At 66.2% G+C, this 15,466-nt stretch carries 17 protein-coding genes; 9 read left to right on the top strand and 8 right to left on the bottom strand.

Annotated elements, in window-relative coordinates:
• The first annotated feature begins 294 nt into the window (after positions 1 to 294).
• Positions 295 to 633, top strand: coding sequence for a P-II family nitrogen regulator (locus AC1DXK_RS12375; RefSeq protein WP_003600526.1), 339 nt, complete (start codon positions 295 to 297; stop codon positions 631 to 633).
• A 181-nt stretch (positions 634 to 814) separates the two neighbouring features.
• Positions 815 to 991, top strand: coding sequence for a DUF2735 domain-containing protein (locus AC1DXK_RS12370; RefSeq protein WP_457105840.1), 177 nt, complete (start codon positions 815 to 817; stop codon positions 989 to 991).
• A gap of 124 nt (positions 992 to 1,115) precedes the next feature.
• On the opposite strand, the gene AC1DXK_RS12365 is transcribed toward AC1DXK_RS12370, so the two are convergent.
• A complete protein-coding gene (locus AC1DXK_RS12365; RefSeq protein WP_477297899.1) occupies positions 1,116 to 2,150 on the bottom strand; it encodes a glutamine synthetase beta-grasp domain-containing protein in 1,035 nt (344 codons plus the stop codon).
• A 335-nt stretch (positions 2,151 to 2,485) separates the two neighbouring features.
• On the opposite strand from AC1DXK_RS12365, the gene glnA reads away from it, so the two are divergent.
• Both glnA and AC1DXK_RS12355 read left to right on the top strand, forming a co-directional pair.
• Positions 2,486 to 3,895 carry a type I glutamate--ammonia ligase gene (glnA, locus tag AC1DXK_RS12360; RefSeq protein WP_238194911.1) on the top strand — a complete coding sequence of 470 codons (1,410 nt, stop codon included), beginning with the start codon at positions 2,486 to 2,488 and terminating at the stop codon, positions 3,893 to 3,895.
• A gap of 221 nt (positions 3,896 to 4,116) precedes the next feature.
• Positions 4,117 to 4,755 (top strand): VOC family protein, encoded by a 639-nt coding sequence (locus AC1DXK_RS12355; protein ID WP_457105838.1) that lies wholly within the window; start codon positions 4,117 to 4,119, stop codon positions 4,753 to 4,755.
• A gap of 163 nt (positions 4,756 to 4,918) precedes the next feature.
• Here AC1DXK_RS12355 and AC1DXK_RS12350 read toward each other — a convergent pair whose 3' ends face one another.
• Positions 4,919 to 5,542: a ribonuclease D gene (locus tag AC1DXK_RS12350; protein WP_457105837.1), complete on the bottom strand. Its 624-nt coding sequence runs from the start codon at positions 5,540 to 5,542 to the stop codon at positions 4,919 to 4,921.
• Between the two features lie 87 nt (positions 5,543 to 5,629).
• On the opposite strand from AC1DXK_RS12350, the gene AC1DXK_RS12345 reads away from it, so the two are divergent.
• A complete protein-coding gene (locus tag AC1DXK_RS12345) occupies positions 5,630 to 6,058 on the top strand; it encodes a cupin domain-containing protein (protein ID WP_477297897.1) in 429 nt (142 codons plus the stop codon).
• 152 nt (positions 6,059 to 6,210) lie between these two features.
• Here the strand turns inward: AC1DXK_RS12345 and AC1DXK_RS12340 are convergent, their stop codons facing one another.
• Positions 6,211 to 7,167, bottom strand: coding sequence for an ABC transporter substrate-binding protein (locus AC1DXK_RS12340; RefSeq protein ID WP_457105835.1), 957 nt, complete (start codon positions 7,165 to 7,167; stop codon positions 6,211 to 6,213).
• A gap of 606 nt (positions 7,168 to 7,773) precedes the next feature.
• On the opposite strand from AC1DXK_RS12340, the gene AC1DXK_RS12335 reads away from it, so the two are divergent.
• Positions 7,774 to 8,262, top strand: a complete 489-nt coding sequence (locus tag AC1DXK_RS12335) for a response regulator (RefSeq protein WP_457105834.1) — start codon at positions 7,774 to 7,776, stop codon at positions 8,260 to 8,262.
• A gap of 194 nt (positions 8,263 to 8,456) precedes the next feature.
• Here the strand turns inward: AC1DXK_RS12335 and yddG are convergent, their stop codons facing one another.
• On the bottom strand, positions 8,457 to 9,362 hold the full coding sequence (gene yddG, locus AC1DXK_RS12330; RefSeq protein WP_477297894.1) for an aromatic amino acid exporter YddG: 906 nt from the start codon (positions 9,360 to 9,362) through the stop codon (positions 8,457 to 8,459).
• Positions 9,363 to 9,459: 97 nt separating this feature from the next.
• On the opposite strand from yddG, the gene AC1DXK_RS12325 reads away from it, so the two are divergent.
• A complete protein-coding gene (locus AC1DXK_RS12325) occupies positions 9,460 to 10,686 on the top strand; it encodes a glycerophosphodiester phosphodiesterase family protein (protein ID WP_457105832.1) in 1,227 nt (408 codons plus the stop codon).
• Between the two features lie 172 nt (positions 10,687 to 10,858).
• Here AC1DXK_RS12325 and AC1DXK_RS12320 read toward each other — a convergent pair whose 3' ends face one another.
• The 4 genes from AC1DXK_RS12320 to AC1DXK_RS12305 all read right to left on the bottom strand — a co-directional run bounded on the left by AC1DXK_RS12320 (position 10,859) and on the right by AC1DXK_RS12305 (position 14,131).
• Complete coding sequence (locus tag AC1DXK_RS12320) at positions 10,859 to 11,098, bottom strand: hypothetical protein (protein WP_457105831.1); 240 nt, start codon at positions 11,096 to 11,098, stop codon at positions 10,859 to 10,861.
• A gap of 21 nt (positions 11,099 to 11,119) precedes the next feature.
• On the bottom strand, positions 11,120 to 11,623 hold the full coding sequence (locus tag AC1DXK_RS12315) for a hypothetical protein (protein WP_457105830.1): 504 nt from the start codon (positions 11,621 to 11,623) through the stop codon (positions 11,120 to 11,122).
• A 480-nt stretch (positions 11,624 to 12,103) separates the two neighbouring features.
• The gene (gene phbB / locus AC1DXK_RS12310; protein ID WP_477297891.1) at positions 12,104 to 12,832 is read right to left on the bottom strand and encodes an acetoacetyl-CoA reductase; all 729 of its coding nucleotides are present in this window, start codon (positions 12,830 to 12,832) and stop codon (positions 12,104 to 12,106) included.
• A gap of 114 nt (positions 12,833 to 12,946) precedes the next feature.
• The gene (locus tag AC1DXK_RS12305; protein WP_457105828.1) at positions 12,947 to 14,131 is read right to left on the bottom strand and encodes an acetyl-CoA C-acetyltransferase; all 1,185 of its coding nucleotides are present in this window, start codon (positions 14,129 to 14,131) and stop codon (positions 12,947 to 12,949) included.
• 324 nt (positions 14,132 to 14,455) lie between these two features.
• Between AC1DXK_RS12305 and phaR the strand changes: the two genes are divergently transcribed.
• Together phaR and AC1DXK_RS12295 are read left to right on the top strand one after the other, a co-directional pair.
• Positions 14,456 to 15,046 (top strand): polyhydroxyalkanoate synthesis repressor PhaR, encoded by a 591-nt coding sequence (gene phaR, locus AC1DXK_RS12300; protein WP_457105827.1) that lies wholly within the window; start codon positions 14,456 to 14,458, stop codon positions 15,044 to 15,046.
• A gap of 167 nt (positions 15,047 to 15,213) precedes the next feature.
• On the top strand, positions 15,214 to 15,456 hold the full coding sequence (locus AC1DXK_RS12295) for a hypothetical protein (RefSeq protein WP_457105826.1): 243 nt from the start codon (positions 15,214 to 15,216) through the stop codon (positions 15,454 to 15,456).
• Positions 15,457 to 15,466: the final 10 nt, after the last annotated feature.

Raw genomic sequence — 15,466 nt, 5'->3', positions numbered from 1 at the left:
CCGCCGCCCCGGCCGCCTCCATCAGGCGGATGCCGGGCACACCACCCGCGATCGCCGCGGCATCGACCCGCCGCATGGCCGCGACCGTCAACAACCGCATATCCGTCTCCGCCTTTGCCCGCGCACCGATCAGTCCTGACTAAAATTTCGCCAAAAACCCGCCAATCGCCCGAAGGATGTGCGTAGATCGCACAGGAAATGGGCACTATCATCGGACACGCCAAGAAAACGGCATGGCGGAGGCGTCACGAGGATGTTAGAAATGACGGACACCGCAGCGCAGGCCCGAGCGGCATGAAGAAGATCGAAGCGATCATCAAGCCTTTCAAGCTCGACGAGGTGAAGGAGGCGCTCCAGGAGGTCGGCCTCCAGGGCATCACCGTGATCGAAGCGAAGGGCTTCGGCCGCCAGAAGGGCCACACGGAACTCTATCGGGGTGCCGAATACGTGGTCGACTTCCTGCCAAAGGTGAAGCTGGAGATCGTTCTGTCCGACGCGCTGGTGGAGGGCGCCGTCGAGGCGATCCGCAAGTCGGCCCAGACCGGCCGCATCGGCGACGGCAAGATCTTCGTCTCGACCATCGAGGAGGCGATCCGCATCCGCACTGGTGAGACCGGCACGGACGCGATCTGACCCGCATCGTCCCGCGGTCCCGCCCCTCGGAACCGTCTTTTCCGGGCACTGCCTAAGATTTCGCACTGCGCGAATGTCCGGCATCGGCGTTCCTCGCTATGGAGCGCCGCTCTCCGCACCCCACATCATCGGGAACGGCCGGGATCATCGGCCGCGTGAACCCGATGCAGGAGGATGTGCGATGGCCGTCACGGACCCGCGCGAGACTGCCAAGATCTACGATCTGTCCGCGTTCCGGCGCGTGCGCGTGGCGCCCCGGACGAGTCCGGATGCGAAGCCGGCGCCGACGCCGAGCTTCGGCGGCGCGTGGTATCACGAGGCGGCCATCCGCGAGGACGACCGCCCACGCCGCTCCTGAGGCGAGGCGGCCCTTGCCGCCATGGCGGCCACGGCGGAATCCCGAAGCCTGAACACGACGAAGCCGGACTCAAGAGCCCGGCTTAGTTGACTTGACGTGGGGCGCGTGATGCCCCCCGCGCGACTTACGCGGCTGCGGCGGCCTCAGTCGGCACGGAAGCGATCGTCTTCAGCACCTGCGAGGCGATCTGGTAGGGGTCGCCCTGGGAGTTCGGACGGCGGTCCTCAAGGTAACCCTTGTAGCCGTTGTTGACGAAGGAGTGCGGCACGCGGATCGAGGCGCCGCGGTCGGCCACGCCGTACGAGAACTCGTGGATCGAGGCGGTCTCGTGCTTGCCGGTCAGGCGCATGTGGTTGTCCGGACCGTAGACGGCGATGTGCTCCTCGCGGGCGTTCTTGAACGCCTCCATGAGCGTCTCGAAATAGGCCTTGCCGCCGTGCTCGCGCATGAACGCGGTCGAGAAGTTGCAGTGCATGCCCGAGCCGTTCCAGTCGGTGTCGCCGAGCGGCTTGCAATGGTACTCGACGTCGATGCCGTAGGTCTCGCAGAGGCGCTGCAGGAGGTATCGGGCCATCCACATCTCGTCGGCGGCCTTCTTGGAGCCCTTGCCGAAGATCTGGAACTCCCACTGGCCCTTGGCCACCTCGGCGTTGATGCCCTCGTGGTTGATGCCGGCCTCGAGGCAGAGGTCGAGGTGCTCCTCGACGATCTTGCGGGCGACGTCGCCGACGTTCGAATAGCCGACGCCGGTGTAGTACGGGCCCTGCGGCGCCGGGTAGCCGGAGGCCGGGAAACCGAGCGGGCGGCCGTCCTTGTAGAGGAAGTACTCCTGCTCGAAGCCGAACCAGGCGCCGGCATCGTCCAGGATCGTGGCGCGCTTGTTGGACTCGTGCGGGGTCACGCCGTCCGGCATCATCACTTCGCACATCACCAGCACGCCGTTCTTGCGGGCCGGGTCGGGGAAGTGGCGCACGGGCTTGAGCATGCAATCGGAGCTGCCGCCCTCGGCCTGCTTGGTGGACGAGCCGTCGAAGCCCCACATCGGGAGCTGCTCGAGGGTCGGGAAGCTGTCGAATTCCTTGATCTGCGTCTTACCGCGCAGGTTCGGGGTCGGCGTATACCCGTCGAGCCATATGTACTCGAGCTTATATTTGGTCATTCCGGTTCTCTCGTCCGTATCGATGCGCGACCTGGGGCAACCCGGGAAGACGCGAACGGCTTGCCGCCTCCACGACGGCCGATGCCGCCTTTGCACGGAGCGTGCCAGAAACGCCTTTGCAGCGAGAGGACGACGCCCTAGACGGGGATGGACGCGTTCACGCTTTCGAGATCGGGCGCATTCGCGGAGCAAACGTTTCACCGGTCGGCCGATTCCGGCGCCACGCGGGTGGCAACAGACGCCCGCGACGGATATCAAGCGCCGCTTGCCGGCGTAGCCGACTGGATGCGGGTGCGCACGACAGACGTTTCAGAGATCCCTGGAGGATGCCCACGATGACCACAGCGGCCGAGGTGCTGAAGACGATCCGGGACAACGACGTGCGCTACGTGGACTTCCGGTTCACCGACCCGCGCGGCAAGTGGCAGCACGTCACGTTCGACGTGTCGCTCATCGACGAGGAGATCTTCGACGAGGGCACCATGTTCGACGGCTCCTCGATCGCCGGCTGGAAGGCGATCAACGAGTCCGACATGCTGCTGATGCCCGACCCCGTGACCGCCACCCTCGACCCGTTCTTCTCCGCCGCAACGATGTCGATCGTCTGCGACGTGCTGGAGCCGGCCACGGGCGAGCCCTACGGCCGCGACCCCCGCGGCACCGCCAAGCGCGCCGAGGCCTACCTGCAGCAGACCGGCATCGGCGACACGATCTATGTCGGCCCCGAGGCCGAGTTCTTCGTGTTCGACGACGTGAAGTTCGGCGCCGACCCCTACCGCACCGGCTTCGAGCTCGATTCCACCGAGCTGCCGACCAACGGCTTCACCGACTACGAGGGCGGCAACCTCGGCCACCGGGTGCAGACCAAGGGCGGCTACTTCCCTGTGCCGCCGCAGGATTCGGCCCAGGACATGCGCGGCGAGATGCTGGCCGCCATGCAGTCCATGGGCGTGAAGGTCGAGAAGCACCACCACGAGGTGGCCTCGGCCCAGCACGAACTCGGCATGAAGTTCGACACGCTGACCCTGCTCGCCGACCACATGCAGATCTACAAGTATTGCATCCACAACGTCGCGCAGAGCTACGGCAAGTCCGCGACCTTCATGCCGAAGCCCGTCTACGGCGACAACGGCTCGGGCATGCACGTCCACCAGTCGATATGGAAGGACGGCAAGCCGGTCTTCGCCGGCGACAAGTATGCCGGCCTCTCCCAGGAATGCCTCTGGTACATCGGCGGCATCATCAAGCACGCCAAGGCGCTCAACGCCTTCACCAACCCGTCGACCAACTCGTACAAGCGCCTGGTGCCGGGCTACGAGGCGCCGGTGCTGCTGGCCTACTCGGCCCGCAACCGCTCGGCCTCCTGCCGCATCCCGTGGACCAAGAGCCCGAAGGCCAAGCGCGTCGAGGTCCGCTTCCCCGACCCGATGGCGAACCCCTACCTCGCCTTCTCAGCGCTGCTGATGGCCGGCCTCGACGGCATCCGCAACAAGATCGACCCGGGTCCGGCCATGGACAAGGATCTCTACGAGCTGCCGCCGCGGGAGCTCAAGAAGATCCCGACCGTGTGCGGCTCGCTCCGCGAAGCGCTCGCCAGCCTCGACAAGGACCGGGCCTTCCTCAAGGAGGGCGGCGTGTTCTCGGACGACCAGATCGACTCGTTCATCGAGCTGAAGATGACCGAGGTGCTGCGCTACGAGATGACCCCGCACCCGATCGAGTTCGTGCAGTACTACTCGCTGTGAGGTGAGAGGGGCCGGGCGCGATGCCCGGCCCGCCATCCTCTCCCGGGCCGGGGCCTCTCACGGGGTTCCGGCCTTTTTCATGGATGTTCAAGAGTCAGCCGATCCATCCGCGCATCCTGAGGCATGCAGGCCGGGACGCGGGCACGGCGGAGACCGGCGCGGCCCGTGGCATGCCTGCCGGCCCAAAGTGTAAGCTGGAGGGGTCGCACGGAGCCTGGCCGATGCTCACCCTCGACCACCTCGTCGTCGTCGCCCCCAACCTCGCGGAGGGCGTGGCCCATGTCCGCGACTGCCTTGGCCTCGTGATGCCGGAGGGCGGACGCCATCGCGAGTTGGGCACCCGCAACCACCTTCTGCGCCTCGGCGAAGCCCTGTTCCTCGAGGTGATCGCCGTCGATCCCGAGGCGCCACCGCCGTCCGGCGCCCGCTGGTTCGGCCTCGATGACGCCGGACAGGTGCGGGCGGATTGGGAGGCGGGACGTCGGCTGCGCGGCCTGGTCGCCCGGACGGACGATCTCGATGGCGTTCTCGCCGCCCATGGCGCCCTGCTCGGACAGGCCGCCACCATGACCCGCGGGGACCTGTCGTGGCGCTTCGGCCTGCGTCCGGACGGGGCGTGGCCGGCCGACGGCGCCGCGCCCTGCGTGATGGCGTGGGGTCCGCGGGGCAACCCCGCCCGGGGGATGCCGGATCTGGGGGTGCATCTCGATGCGGTGGAGCTGGCCCATCCGGATCCGGACGGGGTGGCGGCGCTCCACGGGCGGCTGGGCCTCGGCGACCCGCCGCACCTCGCACGGGGCGCCCTCCCCCGCTTCACGGCCCGGATCACCACGCCGTCGGGCACGCGGACACTGACCTGACTGGGACGAGCCCTCCTCGTCGGCCTGATCGGGTTGGCGACCGGCGAGGAGGGCCTGGCCGGCACCCGAAGGCGCCGACAGCCGCAACCTACCAGCGACGCGTCGCGGCGCGGTGACAGGAAAGTCTCACGCGACGCAGGACGTGCGCGTGTCCCCCGCATCCTCAGGTATGCGCGAAGATGTCGGTCTCGGGCCAGCCGTCGAGGTCGAGGCGGGCACGGGTCGGAAGGAAGGCGAAACAGGCCGCTGCGAGGTCGCTTCGCCCCTCCCGGGCCAGCATCCCATCGAGCCGGTCGCGGGCCGCGTGGAGGTGGAGCACGTCCGAGGCCGCGTAATCGAGCTGCGCCTGCGACAGGCTGTCGGCCCCCCAATCCGAGGATTGCTGCTGCTTCGACAGGTCGACGCCGACGAGTTCGCGGACCACGTCCTTCAGGCCGTGGCGGTCCGTGTAGGTCCGGGCGAGCTTCGAGGCGATCTTGGTGCAGTAGACCGGCGCCGGCATCACCCCGAACGCCTTGAACAGGACCGCGACGTCGAACCGGGCGAAGTGGAAGATCTTGACGACCGCCGGATCGGCCAGGATGCCCTTGAGCACGACCGGCTCCGGACCATCTTGCGGGATCTGGACAATGTCGGCCGTGCCGTCGCCGGTGGAGAGCTGCACCACGCAGAGCCGGTCCCGGTGCGGGTTGAGCCCGAGCGTCTCGGTATCGATGGCCACCGCCCGGCCCGCGTCGTAATCGGCGGGCAGGTCGCCGTGGTGGAGGCGTACGGTCGGGCTCGGCATCGTTTTCGGACCTTGCGGGTTTTTCGGCCGGTACCATCGGCGCCAAGGGCCGGCAAGCGGCCGGCGCGGCGGAAGGAGAGGCGGACCATGACGGCAGCCGAAGTGATCGCGACGCTGGGGCTGAAACCGCATCCCGAGGGCGGCCATTACCGCGAGACTTTCCGCGATCCCCGGACGGTGGACGGCCGCTCGGTCGGCACGGCGATCTACTTCCTGCTGGATCTCGGCGAGGTCTCCGCGTGGCACCGGGTCGACGCCACCGAGATCTGGCACTGGCATGCTGGCGCGCCGCTCGTGATCACCACGAGCCCGAACGGGCACGATGCCGAGGCCCGGCATCTCGGACCGGATCTCGCCGCCGGCCAGCGCCCGCACTGCGTCGTCCCGGCCGGCCACTGGCAGACCGCCACCAGCCTCGGCGCCTGGACGCTCGTCGGCTGCACGGTGTCGCCGGGCTTCGAATTCTCGGGGTTCGAGATGGCGCCGCCGGACTGGCGGCCGACGCCGCGGGGTTAGGGTCTGCGCCACGTGTGGTGAACGCGTGGATGTCTGAGAGGGCTGGATTTCGGTTGGTCCGCTTCCGAGCGTCACGTGCGTCGGAGCGGACGTCACTGTCACATGCGGGAAAACGTCGAAGCCTGCCCACTTCATTCAAATGCCATGCAGATTCATTCAACCTCTTCGTCGACCCGCGAGAGAAAAGAGGCTGGAATTTCTAATCCAAGTTTCTTGGCCTTCTGAATATTGATAGATAAGTAAAAACTAGTATTGAACTGAACTGGCAGCTTTCCCACATCAGCGCCATCGATTATTTTCTTAGCATACCCAGCGGCCTTTTTATACGCGTCCGCCTCTTCAGGACCATAAGCTACTAGTGCCTCATCTTGCGCGGTTGCTTTGTTATAGGCGGCCACTGGGATGCCATATTTCTCGGAGGTTGAGCTTATTATTCGACGATGTATATAATTAAAGCTGTCATTCATGAGAATGAGGCCACATTTTTCTACCGACAGTCCTTTTATGGTGTTTTCGATATCTTTTTCTGTGGCAACAGGAGATAGCCTGGATGTCACATTCATTGATCTCGATGCTTCCTCGAATGGAGACACGTAGTATTTATAGTATGGAGCGGTGCTAGGATTATACATCATCGTTACGCAGGACATTCCGGGTATCAATTCTTTCAAATATTGCACCCACTTGCCGGCGATACTGCCTTCTGAATTCACGAATCCGGTAACATTTTTTCCAGGAGCAGCCAAGTTTTCTACAAATCCGCTGCCGACTGGATCAGCCACTGTCGCGAATACGATAGGTATTGTTTTTGTTTCCTGCAGAAGGGACCGCACCACCGGCGTCGTAGCGGCAAATATCACGTCGGGTTGACTTAAAACAATTTTCTTGGCGTAACTTCGCACAGCTTCGACATTTCCACTTGACCAATAGTATTCATATTTTATGGATATATCCTTAGATTTTTCACCGTTTAGAGTGTCTACAAATTGTTTTACGAGAATTTGAGCCGCAGGATCTGACTCGGAAAAATTTGTGATGACCGATACTTTTATTTCCTTAAGTCCCTGATCGCCGACGGCGGCCGTCGAGAAAATTGCAACCGCCAGCATTTGGATTAGTATTATCTTAAGCATTGCGGTAAGCGCTCATCAGACGCGAAGGTCAAATATGATCGGTGAGATGCTTTTTAACACCACTGAATGCAATGACCTATGAAAATATAACCGGCAAAGATCAACTTATCAAGAGCGGAGACGGATCGTAGACTTGGCCCTCAGGCCGGGCCTTAAACGTGTTGGACCACGCTTGAAGCGCTCGGATCTTGGTCCAAATCTGACGGAAGAACCAACTGAGTGGCAAACTGTGCGGGACCTTCATCCGCAGTGCGTAGTTGCAGGGTCGCACGGAAAGAGATCATGGCCGCTTTCGAGAAACGCCGACAGTTGTCTGTACGGCCGTTACGGGTCGAAAACAGCCGCAAACAGCGGCCTTCCAAAGGCGCATTCAAGGTGGACCGATCGCGCCGGTCTGCGTCGGCCTACCCGAACCAAATGGGATGCACCGTCTGCAACGCACGTCTTCCGGATTAGGGATCCCGCTCGTGGTGCGATAAGATACAGGCTGGCTCCGATGCCCCCGGAGCCGCGACATCGCCATGCCGGAGTGCTCCGAAGCTCCTCGTCCTGACGACCGTCAGTGTGAGAAGAGGAGGCTTGATGACTGTCGACAGCAGACCTGTAGCCATCCTCATCGCGGAGTCGGATCGGCTCGTCCGTATGGTCACGGCCGACATGCTGAGCGATGTCGGCTTTCGGGCCATCGAGGTGCGCACGGCCGCGGAGGCGTTGGCGGTGCTCGAAGAAATTGCCGCCGTACGCATGCTGATCACAGGGCGTGGCATCGTGGGCGATGGGGTGGCCCTCGCGCATCTCGTTCATCACCGCTGGCCCGCCGTCGGCATCATCGTCACCTCGGGAGCCGGCGCTGACCTGAAGCGCGCGTTGCCGCCGGGCACACGCCTGCTCAACAAGCCATACGATTTCGCGGACCTCATACACGAGGTGGAGGCCAGCCTCGGAGAGGTCGAGGACGAGCCCTCCGCCGCTCCCGTACTGCCTAGTGGCGTGCCGCCCCATACGGGAACGGAAGTGAGCGGCGGTGTCGGAGCTGTTGCGGCCCCCACCACCGAGCCGGACAAGACCTGACCTCCGCTCGCCCTTACCGTCCAGCCTCGATCGGTCACGGCGCCAGAGACAGCTTCGACGCACTCGATCCGCATCGCGGAAGCCCCACTGGATACCGTCCGTGCGTCGGCTTTCGCGATCGGCGCGCGTCAGCATGAACGGCGGAGGTGGGTCGTCAGCAGCCACCGCACGGTCCAGTTGATTGGCGTCCCACCTCAGGCCCGCCGCACGACCCGCGAAGCGCGCACCGCTGCGAGCGCCCCCGCCACGATCAGCAGGCCGGCGAGCGCCAACGCCGGGCTCGGGCTGGCATAGCCCGCCGCCACCAGGATCAGCGTCGAGAGCACGGGCGCCGCATAGGCCGTGACGCCGAGCAGGCGGACGTCGCCGCGCTTGCAGCCGATGTCCCAGAGGTAGAAGGCGGCGCCCACCGGTCCGAGGCCGAGCAGGACCACCGCGCCCCACTGCGCGGCATCGGCGGGCCAGACCGTCGCCTCGAAGGCGCCGTGACAGGCAAGGCTCAGCGCGGCCGTGGCGAGGCAGAAGCCCGCGACCGCATCCGTGGGCACCGMCCCGACCCGGGCCGAGAGCACCGAGTAGCCGGCCCAGACGAACGCTGCCGCCAGGGAGGCCGCGTAGCCCGGCACCGCGCCCGGCGCGAAGCCGAGATCGCCCCTGCCGGCGAACAGGGCCGCGACGCCGGCGAGGCCCAGGAAAGCCCCGGCGAGGTGGCCCGGACGCAGACCGGCCGAGCCCGGGAGCCGTGCGGAGAACAGGACGATGAGCAGCGGCCAGAGATAGTTGATCAACCCCGCCTCGGCCGGCGGCGCGAGACGCAGGGCGCTGAAATACAGGGCGTGGTAGCCGAACAGGCCGCCGACCCCGAGCAGCCAGACCGTCCAGGGCTGAATCAGCGCACGGGCGCGGCTCGGCCGGGCGATCCAGGTCGCGCAGCCGCACAGGCCGCCGATGAGGAAGGTCATGGCGGCGAGCTGGAACGGCGGAACCGCCCCGGAAGCCGCCGTGAAGAGGGCGAGCAGCGACCACAGCAGGATCGCCCCGAAACCCGCAAGGGTCGCGGCCGGCGTGCGGGCGGAGGGACTCGATGCGGACGCGCTCATGGCCCGCGGCTATCACGCGGCTCGCGAGTCGGCGAGACTGGGGTCACGCCGTCGTCACCGCGGTGCTCTACCTGCGATCCGAGAGGGGAGGTTCGCGATGCGTGCGATCTTGATCGGCCTGAGTCTGTTCCTGCTGGCGAGCCCCGGGCTCGCCGGCGAGGCCGCCCAGCTCGGGCCGCGGCCGTTCTACCTTGTCGACCGGCTCAAGCCCGGCCCCCTGAAGGACAAGCTCGCAGCCTGCGGCGTCAACCGGACCTACACGCCCAGGACCTTCTCGATCTCGCATCGCGGCGCGCCGCTGATGTTCCCCGAGCACACCCGGGAGGGCCTGATCGCTGCCGACCGGATGGGCGCCGGGATCATCGAGTGCGACGTGGCCTTCACCAAGGACCGGCAGCTCGTCTGCCGCCACAGTCAGTGCGACCTGCACACGACCACCGACATCCTGGCCCGGCCCGAATTCGCGGCGAAGTGCACGCAGGGCTTCGCGCCGGCCGATCCGGCGACCGGGCGCAAGGCCTCGGCCAAGTGCTGCACCAGCGACCTGACGCTGGACGAGTTCAAGGCGCTCAACGGCAAGATGGATGCGGCCGATCCGGAGGCCACGACGGTCGCAGCCTACATGAGCGCAACCCCGCGCTGGCGCACCGATCTCTATGCCGGCACCGGCACGCTGATGACCCACAGGGAGTACATCGCGCTCGTGAAGGGGATGGGGCGAAAGTTCACGCCCGAGTTGAAGGCACCCCAGGTCGCGATGCCGTTCGACGGCACCTACACCCAGGACATGTACGCCCAGCAGCTGATCGACGAGTACAGGCAGGCCGGCATCCCGGCCTCAGACGTCTATCCGCAAAGCTTCCAGCTCCGGGACATCCTGTACTGGCTCGACAAGGATCCGGATTTCGGCCGCCAGGCGATCTTCCTCGACGACCGCGACGAGACCGCCAAGGGCTTCGACCCGGAGAAGCCGGCCACGTGGCAGCCCGGCATGGCTGAGCTGGCGCAGAAAGGCGTGACGATCCTGGCCCCGCCGCTCTGGATGCTGGTCCGGCCGGGACCGGACGGGACGATCGAGCCCTCCACCTACGCCCGGGCGGCGAAGACGGCCGGGCTGGGCCTGATCGCGTGGTCCCTGGAGCGCTCGGGCCCCCTGAAGGGCGGCGGCGGATACTATTATCAGTCGATCAAGCCGGTGGTCACCGACGACGGCGACATCCTGCGGCTGCTCGATGTCCTGCACGGGCAGGTGGGCGTGCTGGGCGTCTTCTCCGACTGGCCTGCGACGACGACCTTCTACGCCAACTGCGTCGGCGCGCCGTAGGGGTGCGGCTCAGTCGGCCCACAGGGCTACGAGGGAGAAGACGCCGGCCATCGCGACGTTGACGATGAGGAAGCCGGCGATGATCAGGGCGAGCGTCATGAGGGGTTGTCTCGGCGTGCCGGAGCAAAGGGACAGGCGGCGGCCTCTCGGGGCGCCGCCGGGGATGGGCGTCTCAGTGCGGGAACAGCAGCAGGACGAGATGGCCCAGATGGGCGAAGTTGAGCGGCTTCCATCCGCGGGAGCGCTGAAGCGGCATGTAGATCACGCATTGCACCGCGGCGCTGCCGAGCATCGCCAGGAAAAACCATCCCCAGTCCTGCGTGACCATACCGATCGTGGCCGCGAACATCGCCGTCGTGGCGAAGATGAACTTGCTCGCGTTCCCCGGTCCCTGGGCGGTGACGTCCGACATCGTCGATCTCCCTGATATCGATCAGCGGGCGCGGCAGTTCGGGCCGTACCAAGTCATGGTCCGGCGATCCATGCCGCCCTCGGACGACGCTCCGCAGATCGGAAAGCCCGCGTCGCCGCTCCGCTGCAGGCTGACGATCTTGTAGAGGTCTTGCCGGGCCTCGCGGCGGCGGCTCTGCTCCGCGAGCTGCGCCTGCGCGTACAGGGTGCTGTTGGCCTGCGCGACGGCGCGCTCCTGGTGGAGCCCCATCATGCATTCGGCAAAGGCGTCGGTTCCGGGCTCGAAGCCGAAGGCAGCGCACTGGTTCCGATCCATCGCGTGGCGCTCCTGCGGCGTGACGCACGCGGCCAGCCCGAGGACACAGGCCGCGGCCAGACCAAGCTTCGCGACGGAGGGACGGGCGCGGCTCCGGGGGCTCGCCGGACGATCGGCACGAGCGGATGCGCTTAGCAAATAACAATCCAGTTCCTCACCGATAAACTGAACGCCGAATTTACCATTAATCCATTTGTTCATGATGACCATGGACTCGTAAACTGTCGGGGCGACCTTCCGCGACCCGATGGAACGAGAGATATACGAGGCCGGTCGAATTGTTCGTGTCTCAGAACACGCGGGCGATGGCGCCGATCGGTGCCCGCAATGCCCGTTATCCCGCCCGGCCCCGGAGACCGCGCGCCGAGAAGGGCCTTCGTCACGCTTTCACTCGTGGATCGCAGGGATAGATCGCTGGGCCTGCGCCGGAGCGCCCGCGCGCCGCGGTGTCGGGCCTCATGCCGGTCCGCACAGGCGGTGGCGTCGTCCGTACCGGTGGATGATCGGCGTGGCCGTCAGGCGGCCTTCGAGCGGCGGGTCCGAGCCGGGATCATGCGACCTCGCCGGGATGGGACCGCGCTCCGCACGGCGGACAAGCGGCCCGGCAGGCGCGTCCCCGTCGAAGGCCGGAAACCGCTGCCGAACCCGAATGCGGGCGCGCCGGCCTGAACCGTGCGCGCCCGCTGGCGATCAGACGAAGTGCTGGCCGCCGTTGATGGTCAGCGTCGAGCCGTTCACGAAGCCGGCCTCGTCGCTCGCCAGATACTCGACCGCGTGGGCGATCTCGTTGGCTTCGCCCAGGCGGCCCGTGGGAATGGTGGAGATGATCTTGTTGCGGATCTCCTCCGGCACCGCCATCACCATCTCGGTGGCGATGTAGCCCGGCGCGATCACGTTCACCGTGATGCCCTTGGACGCGCTCTCCTGCGCCAGGGCCTTGGCGAAGCCGATCACGCCGGCCTTGGCGGCCGAGTAGTTGGTCTGGCCGGCCTGGCCCTTCTGGCCGTTGATCGACGAGATGATGATGATGCGCCCGAAGTTGCGGCTGCGCATGCCCTCGATCAGCGGACGTGTGCAGGTGAACATCGAATCGAGATTGGTMTTGATGACGGCCTGCCACTTGTCGAAGGTCATCTTGTGGAAGGCGCCGTCCCGGGTGATGCCGGCGTTGTTCACCAGCACCTCAATCGGCCCCAGTTCGGCCTCGACCGCCTTGATGCCGGCCTCGCAGCTCGCGAGATCGCCGACGTCGAATTTGAAGACCGGGATGCCGGTCTCGGCCTTGAAGGCGTTGGCCGCCTCGTCGTTGCCGCCGTAATTGGCCGCGACCCGGTAGCCCTTGTCCTTGAGCCGCTTCGAGATCGCCGCGCCGATGCCGCGAGTGCCGCCCGTGACCAGGGCGACGCGTCCTTGAGCCATTGTTTCCTCCTGTTCGCATCCCGTGATGCCGCGTGCGGATGGCGTCCGCACGCGAATTTTTGTGATCTCGGCCTTAAGTCTAAGTTGTCCAGCAGGCTCGCCGCCCCGGAGCGATCAGGCCCGCTCGACGCACATCGCGACGCCCATGCCGCCGCCGATGCAGAGCGTGGCGAGGCCCTTCTTGGCGTCACGGCGCTTCATCTCGTGCAGCAGGGTGACGAGGACGCGGGCGCCGGACGCGCCGATCGGGTGACCGATGGCGATGGCGCCGCCGTTGACGTTCACCTTCGCGTCGTCCCAACCCATGTCCTTGTTCACCGCCAGCGCCTGGGCGGCGAAGGCCTCGTTGGCCTCGATCAGGTCGAGGTCGGACGGCTTCCAGCCGGCCTTCTCCAAGGCCTTGCGGGAGGCGGGAATCGGGCCAGTGCCCATCACCTTCGGATCGACGCCCGCGGTCGCCCAGGACTTGATCTTCGCGAGCGGGGTAAGGCCGCGGCGCTCGGCCTCCGAGGCCGACATCAGCACGAGGGCGGCGGCGCCGTCGTTGAGGCCCGAGGCGTTGGCCGCCGTCACGGTGCCGTCCTTGGTGAAGGCCGGCTTCAGCTTGGCCATCGCCTCCAGGGTAGCGCCGTCACGGATGTACTCGTCGGTGTCGACGATCGTGTCGCCCTTCCGGCCCGGCACCGTCACGGGGACGATCTCGTCCTTGAAGCGCCCCTCCTTGCGGGCGGCCTCGGCCTTGTTCTGCGACCGCGTGGCGAACTGGTCCTGCTGCTCGCGGGTGAGCTGGAAGGCCTGGGCGACGTTCTCGGCTGTCTGGCCCATGTGATAGCCGTTGAAGGCGTCCCACAGGCCGTCCTTGATCATGGTGTCGACGAGCTTGACGTCGCCCATCTTCTGGCCGGCGCGCAGGTACTGCGCGTGGGGCGAGAGCGACATGGATTCCTGTCCGCCGGCGACGATGACCTTGGCGTCGCCGTTGGCGATCTGCTGCATGCCGATGGCGACCGTGCGCAGGCCCGAGCCGCAGACCTGGTTGAGGCCCCAGGCGGTGGCCTTCTCGGGGATGCCGGCCTTGATGGCGGCCTGCCGGGCCGGGTTCTGGCCGGCGCCCGCAGTGAGCACCTGACCGAAGATCACCTCGTCCACGTCGTCCGGGGAGACCTTGGCCCGCTCCAGGGCGGCCTTGATGGCCGTGGCGCCGAGTTCGTGGGCCGGCACCGCCCCGAAGGCGCCGCCGAACGAGCCGACCGCCGTGCGCGCGGCCCCGACGATGACGATCTCTTCGCTGCCTGCCATGTGAACGTTCTCCTCTCGCGAGCCGGCGCGCCATTGTCGTGCTGGGCGCGCTCTATGCCGGTCTTGGGATGAAGGGCGTGGGATCAGCGAAGTCAAGGTTGCCGTTCAAAGCGCTAAATCGCGACGCCGACACACTTGCGGAATCGAGACGGTTCGTGCGTGGGAGCAGCCTGCATTATTCTGCGTTGAAGACGTGCAGTTTGCTGTTTTCTGCGCTCGGCGAAGGCTTTAAGGATCGTGTTGCGGGCGCGAAGACAGCCCCCGTCAGGCTGCACCGCGCGCCTGCAACGCCCCCCGGTCCCGAGTCCAGAAAGGCCGTTCCCGATGGCGGATACCGTCAAGGCCACCCAGACCGTCATCAAGAAGTACGCCAATCGGCGCCTTTATCACACCGGTACCTCGACCTACGTGACGCTGGAGGACCTCGCCACGATGGTCCAGAACGGCGAGGACTTCATCGTCTACGATGCGCGCACCGGCGACGACATCACCCGCTCGGTACTCACGCAGATCATCTTCGAGCAGGAGAACAAGGCCGGGGCCGAGAATCTGCTTCCCGTGGCGTTCCTCCGCCAGCTGATCCGGTTCTACGGCGACAGCATGCGCACGATGGTGCCGAGTTTCCTCGAATTCTCCATGGCGAATTTCGCCAAGGACCAAGACGGGTTGCGCGAGAAGTTCGCCCACAGCTTCGGTCCGGCCGCGTTCCAGAACGCGATCGAGCAGCAGGTGCGCACCAACATGAACTTCTTCGGCGACGCCATGAAGATGTTCACGGGGTTCGCGCCGCCCGCAACGGGGGCGCAGCCGACCACGGCGGCACAGCCCGCAGCCTATGCCGGCGGCGAGCTGGACGACCTCAAGCGCCAGATGCTGGAGATGCAGCAGCGCCTCGAGGCGCTCGCGAAAAAATAATCGGTAGTCGGCGCGACCGGATAAAGGGTTGACGATTAGTAAACGCCGGCCCCACCTTTGCGACACCGGCACGGAAACGTGCGGAGGGCGTGGCCATGGTGCGGATCGGAACAGTCAGCCGTCTCGATCCGGTACAGGCCCGGCCCGGCCGACGCGCGCCGGATGTGATGTCATCGACAGACGCGGAGCCGGGTCAGCCGACGGCCCGCGCCCTCACCGTCATCGATGGTGGGCAGTCCGACGGGCGGCGGGAGGCTCTGTCGGCGGAACGTGCGGCGGTCGGGAAACCCCGGGCCGTCTTCGTCGCGCAGCTGCTGTCGGCCGACGACCCGACCTTGCAGCCGTCGCGCCTGGAACGGACCCGGGTGGCCGCCGCGCGCTACGCGGAAGCTGCGCGGCGCCTCGCCTGAGGCGCCGCCC

It is taken from the genome of Methylobacterium sp. P3_A11, assembly GCF_056403155.1.
Note: the sequence above shows the minus strand (reverse complement) of the source record. Positions and strands in the feature narration are given on the sequence as shown.

Excerpts from the sequence above, each read along its gene's own strand:
- AC1DXK_RS12355 (WP_457105838.1), top strand. The coding sequence starts at position 4,117 with ATGCTCACCCTCGACCACCTCGTCGTCGTCGCCCCCAACCTCGCGGAG.
- AC1DXK_RS12375 (WP_003600526.1), top strand. The coding sequence starts at position 295 with ATGAAGAAGATCGAAGCGATCATCAAGCCTTTCAAGCTCGACGAGGTG.
- AC1DXK_RS12335 (WP_457105834.1), top strand. The coding sequence starts at position 7,774 with ATGACTGTCGACAGCAGACCTGTAGCCATCCTCATCGCGGAGTCGGAT.
- phaR (WP_457105827.1), top strand. The coding sequence starts at position 14,456 with ATGGCGGATACCGTCAAGGCCACCCAGACCGTCATCAAGAAGTACGCC.
- AC1DXK_RS12320 (WP_457105831.1), bottom strand. The coding sequence starts at position 11,098 with ATGTCGGACGTCACCGCCCAGGGACCGGGGAACGCGAGCAAGTTCATC.
- glnA (WP_238194911.1), top strand. The coding sequence starts at position 2,486 with ATGACCACAGCGGCCGAGGTGCTGAAGACGATCCGGGACAACGACGTG.
- AC1DXK_RS12345 (WP_477297897.1), top strand. The coding sequence starts at position 5,630 with ATGACGGCAGCCGAAGTGATCGCGACGCTGGGGCTGAAACCGCATCCC.
- AC1DXK_RS12365 (WP_477297899.1), bottom strand. The coding sequence starts at position 2,150 with ATGACCAAATATAAGCTCGAGTACATATGGCTCGACGGGTATACGCCG.
- AC1DXK_RS12295 (WP_457105826.1), top strand. The coding sequence starts at position 15,214 with ATGTCATCGACAGACGCGGAGCCGGGTCAGCCGACGGCCCGCGCCCTC.
- AC1DXK_RS12370 (WP_457105840.1), top strand. The coding sequence starts at position 815 with ATGGCCGTCACGGACCCGCGCGAGACTGCCAAGATCTACGATCTGTCC.
- AC1DXK_RS12325 (WP_457105832.1), top strand. The coding sequence starts at position 9,460 with ATGCGTGCGATCTTGATCGGCCTGAGTCTGTTCCTGCTGGCGAGCCCC.
- AC1DXK_RS12315 (WP_457105830.1), bottom strand. The coding sequence starts at position 11,623 with ATGGTCATCATGAACAAATGGATTAATGGTAAATTCGGCGTTCAGTTT.
- AC1DXK_RS12340 (WP_457105835.1), bottom strand. The coding sequence starts at position 7,167 with ATGCTGGCGGTTGCAATTTTCTCGACGGCCGCCGTCGGCGATCAGGGA.
- AC1DXK_RS12305 (WP_457105828.1), bottom strand. The coding sequence starts at position 14,131 with ATGGCAGGCAGCGAAGAGATCGTCATCGTCGGGGCCGCGCGCACGGCG.
- AC1DXK_RS12350 (WP_457105837.1), bottom strand. The coding sequence starts at position 5,542 with ATGCCGAGCCCGACCGTACGCCTCCACCACGGCGACCTGCCCGCCGAT.